The sequence below is a fragment of the Robiginitalea sp. genome, assembly GCF_049588695.1.
GTDB lineage: Bacteria > Bacteroidota > Bacteroidia > Flavobacteriales > Flavobacteriaceae > Robiginitalea.
In genome coordinates this window covers 1-9,727 of record NZ_JBAVZJ010000126.1, presented here as the reverse complement: position 1 = coordinate 9,727, position 9,727 = coordinate 1, and the positions used below count along the sequence as shown (strand labels likewise).

General features: G+C 47.8%; 10 protein-coding genes. 2 read left to right on the top strand and 8 right to left on the bottom strand.

All coding sequences use genetic code 11. From position 1 onward, the window contains the following. Nucleotides 1-236: 236 nt before the first annotated feature. Nucleotides 237-1,175: a carbon-nitrogen hydrolase family protein gene (locus WBV75_RS02890; protein ID WP_424119155.1), complete on the bottom strand. Its 939-nt coding sequence runs from the start codon at nucleotides 1,173-1,175 to the stop codon at nucleotides 237-239. Between the two features lie 204 nt (nucleotides 1,176-1,379). Between WBV75_RS02890 and WBV75_RS02885 the strand changes: the two genes are divergently transcribed. Together WBV75_RS02885 and WBV75_RS02880 are read left to right on the top strand one after the other, a co-directional pair. After that, nucleotides 1,380-1,916, top strand: a complete 537-nt coding sequence (locus tag WBV75_RS02885) for a DinB family protein (RefSeq protein ID WP_424119154.1) — start codon at nucleotides 1,380-1,382, stop codon at nucleotides 1,914-1,916. A 169-nt stretch (nucleotides 1,917-2,085) separates the two neighbouring features. Further along, nucleotides 2,086-2,619, top strand: a complete 534-nt coding sequence (locus WBV75_RS02880; protein ID WP_424119153.1) for a YSC84-related protein — start codon at nucleotides 2,086-2,088, stop codon at nucleotides 2,617-2,619. A 297-nt stretch (nucleotides 2,620-2,916) separates the two neighbouring features. Here WBV75_RS02880 and WBV75_RS02875 read toward each other — a convergent pair whose 3' ends face one another. The 7 genes from WBV75_RS02875 to WBV75_RS02845 form a co-directional block, all read right to left on the bottom strand. Then, complete coding sequence (locus WBV75_RS02875; RefSeq protein ID WP_424119152.1) at nucleotides 2,917-4,116, bottom strand: serine hydrolase domain-containing protein; 1,200 nt, start codon at nucleotides 4,114-4,116, stop codon at nucleotides 2,917-2,919. A gap of 45 nt (nucleotides 4,117-4,161) precedes the next feature. Further along, complete coding sequence (locus tag WBV75_RS02870) at nucleotides 4,162-5,385, bottom strand: VOC family protein (RefSeq protein ID WP_424119151.1); 1,224 nt, start codon at nucleotides 5,383-5,385, stop codon at nucleotides 4,162-4,164. A 52-nt stretch (nucleotides 5,386-5,437) separates the two neighbouring features. Continuing rightward, nucleotides 5,438-6,469, bottom strand: coding sequence for a carboxypeptidase-like regulatory domain-containing protein (locus WBV75_RS02865; RefSeq protein ID WP_424119150.1), 1,032 nt, complete (start codon nucleotides 6,467-6,469; stop codon nucleotides 5,438-5,440). A 6-nt stretch (nucleotides 6,470-6,475) separates the two neighbouring features. Then, nucleotides 6,476-7,480 (bottom strand): alpha/beta fold hydrolase, encoded by a 1,005-nt coding sequence (locus WBV75_RS02860; RefSeq protein WP_424119149.1) that lies wholly within the window; start codon nucleotides 7,478-7,480, stop codon nucleotides 6,476-6,478. A 9-nt stretch (nucleotides 7,481-7,489) separates the two neighbouring features. Continuing rightward, the gene (locus WBV75_RS02855) at nucleotides 7,490-7,735 is read right to left on the bottom strand and encodes a DUF2007 domain-containing protein (protein ID WP_424119148.1); all 246 of its coding nucleotides are present in this window, start codon (nucleotides 7,733-7,735) and stop codon (nucleotides 7,490-7,492) included. A 43-nt stretch (nucleotides 7,736-7,778) separates the two neighbouring features. Continuing rightward, nucleotides 7,779-8,861 (bottom strand): 3-oxoacyl-ACP synthase III family protein, encoded by a 1,083-nt coding sequence (locus tag WBV75_RS02850; protein WP_424119147.1) that lies wholly within the window; start codon nucleotides 8,859-8,861, stop codon nucleotides 7,779-7,781. A 277-nt stretch (nucleotides 8,862-9,138) separates the two neighbouring features. Beyond that, nucleotides 9,139-9,727 (bottom strand): class I SAM-dependent methyltransferase (locus WBV75_RS02845; RefSeq protein ID WP_424119146.1); only part of this gene is annotated, 589 nt, incomplete at its 5' end.

The window sequence follows — 9,727 nt, the reverse complement described above, 5'->3', positions numbered from 1 at the left end:
ACAGGATACTGAGAAAAAACAGGAGTTTCGGGAAGAACTTCATCGATAAAGGGGTTTAAAGGTTGGTGATACTAAGAGCTAAATATTGGGGTTTACTATTTATAATTTGGGTCATCTTTAAAAGTAGGAAAATTTTTGCCCTTAATTTCAATCGCCCGATCAGGGATATTAGCCTAATATCAGGTCGGTGTTCTCTTGACAGGTGTTTAATGCCCGGTATCTAATGGATCTTTGGACTAGACGTCCGGGCCCTCCCCTTCCAAACCTGTCTCGGGTTGTCCTTTTATGTGCAATTGAAAGATATCTCCCCTGGTATAGTGCCCGTTGACGTCAAAATCCATTTTCGAAGGGATAATAGAATCTAAATCCAGTTCAGCCCGCAACGCCCCCGCCTGATTGAATAAGGGTCCGGCGAGGAGTTCACCCATCGGGGATACGATAGCGCTGCCACCCGGGCAGAGATTTTCAGGTTCCTCTTCCACCAGGGATTTGTACGGGTCCGGGTACATGGATTTGGTATAAAACTGGTTACAGCCCAGGACAAAACAACGTCCTTCCAGGGCGATGTGCTGCAGGGTTGCCGTCCAGCCGGCCCGGGAATCCGCCGTTGGCGCTACATAGATTTCCACACCTTTTCGATACATGGACATCCGGGCCAGGGGCATATAGTTTTCCCAGCAGATCAGGCCTCCGAGTTTCCCGATTTTCGTTTGAAAGGTCACCAGGGAAGATCCGTCTGCTTCCGCCCATATCAGCCGTTCCGTACCGGTAGGCTTGATCTTGCGATGTACTCCCAGAAGTCCGTCAGTAGGGGAGAGGTATAACATGGAACAGTACAGGCTCCCGTTTTGGCCCTGTTTTTCGGTAATACCAATCACCAGATATACCTGCTCTTCACGGGCCAGCTTTTCCAGTCGCTTCAAATCTGCACCCTGAAGGTCGATACTGTTGAGGTGATACTCCCGGAAGAGCTTTCTCCCTTCCGCATCCCTACTCCCGACCTTTGCCCCGAAGGTAAATCCCCTGGGATACCCCGGGATAAAGGATTCCGGGAAAACAATGAGTTCGCAACCCTCCCGCGCGTGTTTTCGGGTTAGTCTTTCAACTTTTTCCAGCGTTTTGGATTTGTCAAAAAAAACAGGACTATCCTGTATCAGGCAGGCGGTTACCTTCATATACGTTTTAAATTAGTCCCTCAACTTTGAAAGGTCCTGCTGCATTGAACAGTACCCCAGGGATCGATGGCCATTGTTTAAAAGTAGGGAATTTGAGGAAAGTCAGTCCGCACACGAACCCTGAAAGCATTAATTTACCTATTTTACCTTCCTGAAACCCATTTAAACGGTATAGCCGTTGAACTCATTTAAAGATGCCGGGAAATGAAAAAAATAGTTGTACTCCTGTTCACCCTGTGGATAGGAGGGGTGCTCTCTGCCCAGGATGTGCGCATTCCACAAACCCCCTTTACTAAAATGTACCTGCCCGTGTGGCAGGAAGCCCGGGAGCATTGTCTTGAGGTGGCCCGCGCCATGCCCGATAGTTTATACACCTTTAAACCCACCCCCGTCAGCAAGACATTCGGAGAGCAAATGGTGCATATTGGCTATACTATAGAACTGCTGACCCGGCGGTATGTTCAGGGTATGGAAGTAACCCCCAACCCCCCGGATGCCGCTTTGATGACACGGGAGCAGATCATAAATCTGCTCGAAAAAGGATTTGATTACACCACCGAGGTTATTTATAGCATAGACCAGGACCAATTGGATGAGACTTGTGTGATGTACCACAGCGGAAATACTGTCAGCCGGGCCTTCGCACTGTTCTACGTCCAGGATCATATGGCGAATCACCGGGCCAAAGCAAATTTGTATTTGCGCCTTTGCGGGATAGCCCCTCCCGAGTATACATGGTAGTCCAATCTGCATTCTTTTGAAACCCTGAACGTAATCCAAATCGTATTTTGACGAAAGCCTTTCCCACCTTGTTGAAACAATAGTATAATCCCCCCCTTATTTTTTATGTTTCGGGTCACCGAATTGCCTTTATTTCACTACCTTACCCTCTCTTTAAAAAACACGAGAAATGAAAAAAATTAAGTATGTAATTGCGCTTATTTTGGCGGGTAGTTTAGGGCTTACAGCTTCAGCTCAAAGCGAAAAAGATCAGAAAATTATTGCGGATGCCGATGAAGCCGTGGCTACGTTAGTGAAAATCGACCCGGAGATGAGGGATTATTTTAATAAATCTGCCGGGGCGGCGGTTTTCCCCAATGTAGGTAAAGGAGGTTTTATCCTTGGTGGCGCCTCAGGAAATGGCGTCCTTTTTGAATACGGCAAAAAAGTGGGTATGTGTAGCTTGAAAAAGGTCAGCGTGGGACTGCAGGCCGGTGGTGAGGCCCTTATTCAAGTGATTTTCTTTAAGACCGAGGCAGATGTGGAGAAATTTAAGGAAGGAGATTATGAATTTGACGCCGGTATTTCAGCCACAGCCGTAACTGCAGGTACCAGTGGGAATGTGAAATACACCGATGGAGTAGCTGTTTTCACGCATACCAAAGGGGGCCTGATGGGCGACATTTCTGTCGGAGGGCAAAAGTTCGAATATAAGCCGTTTTAATTCGCAACTACGACTTTTCAAAGGTTTAAGAAGGAGCTGCTCGCGGTAGTCATTCTTTTGGTGAAAATCCAGAAGTGCAGACGCCCGTTCAGTTCCTTTTTCTTCAATATAGCGGCCTTGAGCCCATATCTGTTAGGGCTGGTCCCAGGCCCGGGCACCTCTGATCCGGGATACTCTTAAAGATAACGATTTGGGACTAAGGTATAGCGTCCTCGGCTCATTTTGCAGAGACGGTGGAACGCACTCAAAGAAAAGATAGGTTTGTGGGTTAGATGACCAATTTACTTAGGTTCGCATTCAAAACTGCCCTTCGAATGTTTCAAGGGTCTTCCAGATTGCTTTAAAGGTCTCTACGCCTTTTTTGTTTAAGTCCGTATTGACCAGCATGAGCTTTCCTTTACCGGTTTTCTGATTAAAGAACATAAAAGTACTTACCCCGGGGTCCCCCCCGGTATGCCCGATTTGGTCATGGGCTGAAAACCCCATAAACACGCCCATATTGTATTCGTCATTGTAGACTCCGTCACTTCGACTGCTGAATTGTGCCGCCTGAAGCTGGGGGGTAAAAAGCGCTGTAAAACTTTCAGGGGACAGGATTTTACCCTTGCCTGTATATCCGCGAATCAGTTCAGTGAGGTATTTTCCGAGATCTTCTGCCGAGGTCATCAACCCACCATCGGGAAAATTCACCAGGGTATATGGGGCAATCGGGATACCTGCATCTGTATAGGTGCGGGAGTGTTTTGAAAAATCGACTTCCTCGGGAAACCAGCCTGAATGGGTCATTTCGAGTGGTTCAAATATATGGGTACGGGTGAACGCACTGAAGGGCGTTCCGGTGGCTTTTTCAAGGGCCAGTGCCGCGAGGCCTGCCCCGATATTTGAATACTCAAAACGTTCTCCCGGTTTCTTTTTTAAAAAGGTTCTTTTTCGGTACCACTGCCCGTCTTTGCTTAGAATCCTTTGCTGGAATTCCTCCAGTGACAGCATTTGTGAAGGGGGTAGAAAGTCATCATAGACGGCGTCCTCACCGTTTTCGGCATTGCGAAGAATATATCCTTTCTCGTCGTATTCGTCCGGATCTGTGATCCCGGAGGTATGGGTTGCCAAATGCCTCAGGGTAATAGGAGACTCCGGATGGTACGGGTGTATTACTTCAAAGGGGAGGTAGGTGTTGACAGGCTCGTCCAGGTCCAGCAGCCCCAGCTCCCGTGCTTTTAAAAGGGCGATACCGATAAATGTCTTGGATATGGAAGCTATATTCTGAATGGTGTTGATTTCGTAGGCTTTTTGGGCTGTGAGGTCTGCACTACCAAAACCCCGGACGTACTGAATGCCATCTTCATTGACCAGGGCTACTGAAAAGCCCACAAGGGATCCTGAGTCATAAATGGCTTCCAAACTATCGGTCAATACTTTCCCAGGCGAATTTTCATTTTGGGCCAGGCCACTTTGGACGACAATAAAAACTAGCAACAGGTGTAAGAAATAGCGCATCGTAAGTTTTTTTAGAGGTAGTTTAGCAAGTTGTTTTTGGTGGCTTCAATCCCCGGCAGGGAGTACATACCGATAGTGTTCCGGTCCGTAAAACGCGTACCCTTTATACTGGTAGTCTCCCCAGTTTTCGTCGGCATAGGTGTCGAACGCCCCTGAATTTTCAATGCGCCACTCGAGTTCGACCGCCTTGGACTCCGCGAAGTCCTCCATCCCGCGGCATTCGTCCACGAGCCCGATGTAACTGTAGGGAGCCGTTTGATAAATCCTGGTCCATCCCTGATCAGCGACCAGCGTAAATCCAAGAACCTCCTGATAAAACTGCTGCATTTTTAGCAGGTCCTGATGATAGGTCCAGGTGATGGATCCGTAAAAATGGAGCCCTCCCCCTCCGGTATGGATTTCAGGGGCATCAGACAGGGTCGCTATAAGGCGTTCGTTTTCGGGATGCTGTTTAAACATTTCAAACTCCAGGAGATAGCCTTCGGGATCTACGGCGACGAAACCGTCGTGAGCCCCTCCTGTTTTGGGTTTGTAGGTATACTTTATGGGTACTCCACGCTCTTGCATCAGCGCATACCACTCCGGCAGCTGATCAGTAAGCAAAGCAATTGCAGTAGATTTAGGCTGATCCTTCGGATGTGCGTCGTCCTGCGGATGCAATTCAATATAGGCGTCCTGGCTAATTTGGAAACGCAGGGAGTCGGAACTTTGCAGGCCAAGGGTATTTCCGTAAAAATTTTGTGCTTTTTCCAGGTCTTCGTAGTAGAGATGGGTGGTTTGGCTCAAAACCCCGAAAGAAGCGAGGGTTCGGTGTCCGATCGTTTTTGAAAGTAATCCATTGATCCCTTCCGTATCATACCCGAGGAGTCGCCCGAAACGGCGAGCCAGGGCCTCCTGGGCTTCGGGTGCTTTTTCAGAGTTTGCACGGATGTCTGATTTCAGCTGTTCATATTGGGTTAACCGATTCCTGGTGTAAATGAGGATAACGGTTTTTCCTTCAGTGAGGGAAGGGGGGAAGAGGGCTGTCTGTGGAAAATCGTCCTCCCGGTAGAGCGCTACTTCGTATTGCCGGGCCAGGGCCTCAAAGGCATCCCAAAGGGCATCTGCCGATGCCGAATCCATAGGGTGACTGAGTGCGATAGGTTTGGCACCGCTGGAGACCATTTCACAGAACACCTCAAAGCCCGCCAGTTTCTCCGAGGTATCCCCGTTTTCACAAGAGGTTATCCAGAGCAGCAGGGCCATTGCCATCCAATAGAATTGTTTCACACTGTTGATTTTTTTAAAGATAGAAATATTAGGGGTAGGAGGGGGGGTAAGATCATGGGTACGCCGTGTAGTTTCCAATTTCTACCCTGGCCGAGAGGGTCGAGCCCGAGCGCACCCAGGAACCAAAGCTATTGTTCCTGTAATAGGTGGGATGGTTTTTCAGGTCGGATTTGGAATTTGTAGTTCCAAAAAGGGTTCCTGCAAGGATTTTGCCAATTTGGATATCTACAACTTCCTTTCCTTCAATCATAAGGGTATCGTAGGTCACGCGATCCGGATGTTCCCGGACGTAGGTTTCATAAGTATCCGCGATATATTTCCGATCCTTTTTTTCCAGTATCCATTCGAAGACCACATAAAAAACTTCTTGCTCAAGGTGATACGCCCGGGGCAATTCAAACGTCAACCACCCTTTTCGCATGCTTGAGTATTCGATGATCTGATCGTCTACCAGATCCTTTCCCGGAACACCGCCGTTTTCCTGATCCACAGCCATAAACCGAAGCCTAACTTTGAATTCGGGAGACTTATTCCCTGCGATAAACAGGGAAACCTTTTGTAGGTAGGGAAGATCGGGATATCCTTTTTTGTCGATCCGCAATGCTATGGCGCTACCGGCGTAAATACTGTCATAGGCCAATTGCCCCGAGAGTAAAAGGCTTTTACCATTGCCCAGGGTTACCGATTTTCGTTTGACGGACTTTTCCGGGATCAGGGTAATGGGGTCCAGCTCAAAGGCTTTTGAATCGAGATAAATCAAGATTTCCTTCGCCTGTGCCAGTTCCCTGACTGTGAAGTACTGGGGTTGATATCCTAGAGAGGAGAAGAGCAGCTCCCGGTTCTCGAAGGACTCTGGGATATCTATTGTGAAGGTGCCATCTGCGTCAGATAGGCTCCCCACTGTGCTGTTTTCGATACCAATATTGGCAAAGGGTATCGCCGTTTTTGTATCCCTTGCCAACAGCTTGCCGGAAACCTGAATTTGAGCTGTCAGCGCTCCGCTGGCTAAACAGAATATTGCCGCGATAATGAATGACTTGCATGGCATCCGGAATCGGCAGGCTATGTGCAACACAGTTTTCATGAAGCTTCATTTTTTCAGAATGGAGTCGATAATCGTTTCCTGAAAGCGGTTTGGATCGCGGTAAGGAAGCAAGTGTCCGGAATCCTCAAACAGGAAGAAGTCTTTATTGGGGGCCTTTACCTGCTTGTAGTAGTCCTGGGCGATCCTGTAATCGATACGGTAATCCTTTTTTCCAATAATAAAATATATCGGACATTCCAGGGTGGGCAATGTCTCAAATAAATTGGTCATGACAGCCTGGTTAAAAACATCCAGCCAGGTATCAGACCAGTTAAAAACATATTTTCTAAAGGCTTTTTTTTGCCCAAACCGATTGCCTTCTTTTGTGAAAAGCCATTTTCTCGAATAGTATAATTGTTCCGCATTTTGAAAGGGAAGTTGCACCTGGGAAAGCTCAGAGAGTGCCTCGTTATTGCCATCCGCAAGGGCATCTTTCTTAAGGCCTTCAAGGGAAATAGCCTCGCTTTGCATCGGATCGATCATGGGGTTCACGGCGATAAAGGCGTGAAGTTTTTCAGGGTGATGGCCCGCCATATAAAACCCCGGGACCGAACCCCAGGAAAAACCGGTCAGGTAGAGTTTCTCTTTTTTGAATTGTCGCAACAAATAGTCCACCAGTTCCCGGGTATCCTCCTCGAACAATTCCTGTGAGAAAACCCTGGGCGGATTATCCAATTTAGCCGTTTCCCCGGTACTTCGAATGTCCCAAAGGACGACCAAAAATGCTGTGGAGAGTTTTGAAAACATCTGCTTCATCCTCCCTGTAACGGAATCTCCCGGCCCTCCGGCTAAAAAAAGGAGTACCGGGTTTGCGGGCGACCCCTTTATTCTGATGTATTGTCTGGAACCTGACAGGGATACAACCTCATGAGTGTCGATAAGAAGCGTCGATGTAGTTCCTTCGGTTCCCTGTGCCAGAGAAGTAAAGCCCGGCAACAAAGTCAAAAGGAAAAACAAGGCAATATTCAACGGAATGAGAAATTGCGCTTTGTAAGGCAAGTTGAAACTCAAACCTTTAAATTATTGCTGATTTTGGATAAAGTCCTCCAGAATGGATTGTGCATTTTCTAAATCAGAAGGGTGGATTTTTAATCGGATGGTGGTGCCAGTTCCTCCCGGAAATCCGGCAAATACACCAGATTGAAATTCATTCTGGACCATGGTCTGAATACCCTTATCCTCCAAGAGTCCTTTTAACAGGATCACCCGGACTTCAGATCCGGAATACAGGTGTACATACCCATCTTTATTTACGTCTTTTTCCATGAATTAAAGATAGGCAATAGAACCGACTACGTGCCGCTGAAATTTACGCCCGATATACCATGGCGTTGATATTCATACCCGCTCCTACAGAGGCAAAGACGATGACATCCCCGGGGTTTATTTCATGACCGGGCATTTCCCCTTTGGCGATGAGGTCCATCAGGGTTGGGATCGTAGCTACAGAGGAATTACCGAGCCAGGAAATGGTCATAGGCATAACACATTCCGGGGCTTTGTCGATCCCGTAAAGCGCATACAACCGTTTTAAGATAGCGTCGTCCATCTTGCCATTGGCCTGATGGATCAGCAGTTTTTTAACAGCCGTTATGGGGATGTTACTTTTTTCAAGGCAGGTTTTGATGGCCTGGGGAACGTGTTCCAGGGCGTATTGATAAAGTTTGCGTCCATGCATCTTTAAATAGCGATCTGCTCCGTTGACATCGTCTTTTTTGTACGATTTACCCATGTAAAGCATCTGGGAATAGACCAGGGTATCCGAACGGGTTTTATGTGCGAGTACACCCATTTTCGTTTCTCCCTCCCGGGCTTCAAGGATTACAGCTCCTGCCCCGTCCGCGTAGATCATTCCATCCCGATCATGGGGATCGTAGATCCTGGAGAGCGTTTCAGCTCCGATAACCAGCACCCTGTGCGCATCACCCGATTGTATGAAGTAATTGGCCTGTATCAGGGATTCCAACCATCCGGGACAGCCAAAGATCATGTCATAGGCAACGGTTTCCGGGTTTTTAATCTGCAGCCTGTGCTTGACCCGGGCCGCAATGCTTGGAACCATGTCTGTATGCGTTTCCCCGGCGTGCAGATCCCCAAAATTATGGGCTACAATGATATAATCGAGGGTTTCTTTGTCAATCCCCGAGGCCTCAATAGCCTGCTCGGCGGCCCAGGTGGCCATATGAGAGGTCATTGTACTTTTCTTGGCATACCGCCTTTCAGAGATGGTAGTGATCTCGAGGAATTTGTCGATGATTTCCCGATTGGATTTGTCGAGCTTGGCTCCGTTCGAATCGTGAAATTCGGCGGAGAGAAACTCTTCATTATCTATGCGTCGTTGGGGAATATAACTTCCGGTACCGGTAATTACACTGTTAATAAGGGTTTTCATTAAAAACCGTTGAGGTTGCTGTTTTAGACCTGAGACTTGCGGCGAAATTACGGTTTCTGCTCAGGCGACCTATACAGGTCTGTACAAGCGGAAGACCGTAGGAACACTGCGGAACTCCAGGGGGAATTTATAATTCCGACAAAAGTAGCTGATTTTTATTTTGAGGCCTTTAAATCAGCCACTTATTTTGGAATGTCCAACCGGGCTTTTACTAGAGGTTTTGGAAATACCTGGGGCCAGTGGTAAGATCTTAATATCCCTGAACCTTTTGTTTCGTTTACTCCTTAACAAAGACCATACAGTGCTGCCTGGGAAGATTTGAAAGGTTGGATTCCAGTTTAAACCCGACCGCTTTCATTTCCTTTACAGCCTGATTTACAGTCATTTTGTGTAGTTTCTTTATAGGGATAGATTCGTCTTCCCCCCGGTATTCAATCAAGTAGACCTTTCCTCCCGGACTGAGGGCCCGTTTAATAGATCGCATGATTTCGGCCGGAAAACTGAATTCGTGGTATACGTCCACCATCAGGACTTTATCTACGGAGTCCTCCGGCAGGTTCACACTTTTTTCATCCCCCGGGATCAGTTCGATATTGTCAATAGCCATGGTTTTTTTACGACGTTCAATCACCTCCAGCATTTCAGGTTGAATGTCCACGGCGTATATCTTTCCTTTCGTGGCCAGGGGCGCCATACGGAAAACGTGGTACCCGGACCCCGCTCCAATATCTGCAATTCGGTCTTCGGGGCGGATTTCGAGATTTTCAATAAGGGTAGAAGTTTTCTCTTCGGCTTCGCGCTCCGGGCGTTCGAGCCATCCCATCCCCTGGTATCCCATGACATAGGCAATTTCACGACCCATATAC

Coding starts and splice junctions, on each gene's coding strand:
- WBV75_RS02890 (WP_424119155.1), bottom strand. CDS start 1,175: ATGAAGGTAACCGCCTGCCTGATACAGGATAGTCCTGTTTTTTTTGAC.
- WBV75_RS02885 (WP_424119154.1), top strand. CDS start 1,380: ATGAAAAAAATAGTTGTACTCCTGTTCACCCTGTGGATAGGAGGGGTG.
- WBV75_RS02880 (WP_424119153.1), top strand. CDS start 2,086: ATGAAAAAAATTAAGTATGTAATTGCGCTTATTTTGGCGGGTAGTTTA.
- WBV75_RS02875 (WP_424119152.1), bottom strand. CDS start 4,116: ATGCGCTATTTCTTACACCTGTTGCTAGTTTTTATTGTCGTCCAAAGT.
- WBV75_RS02865 (WP_424119150.1), bottom strand. CDS start 6,469: ATGAAAACTGTGTTGCACATAGCCTGCCGATTCCGGATGCCATGCAAG.
- WBV75_RS02855 (WP_424119148.1), bottom strand. CDS start 7,735: ATGGAAAAAGACGTAAATAAAGATGGGTATGTACACCTGTATTCCGGA.
- WBV75_RS02850 (WP_424119147.1), bottom strand. CDS start 8,861: ATGAAAACCCTTATTAACAGTGTAATTACCGGTACCGGAAGTTATATT.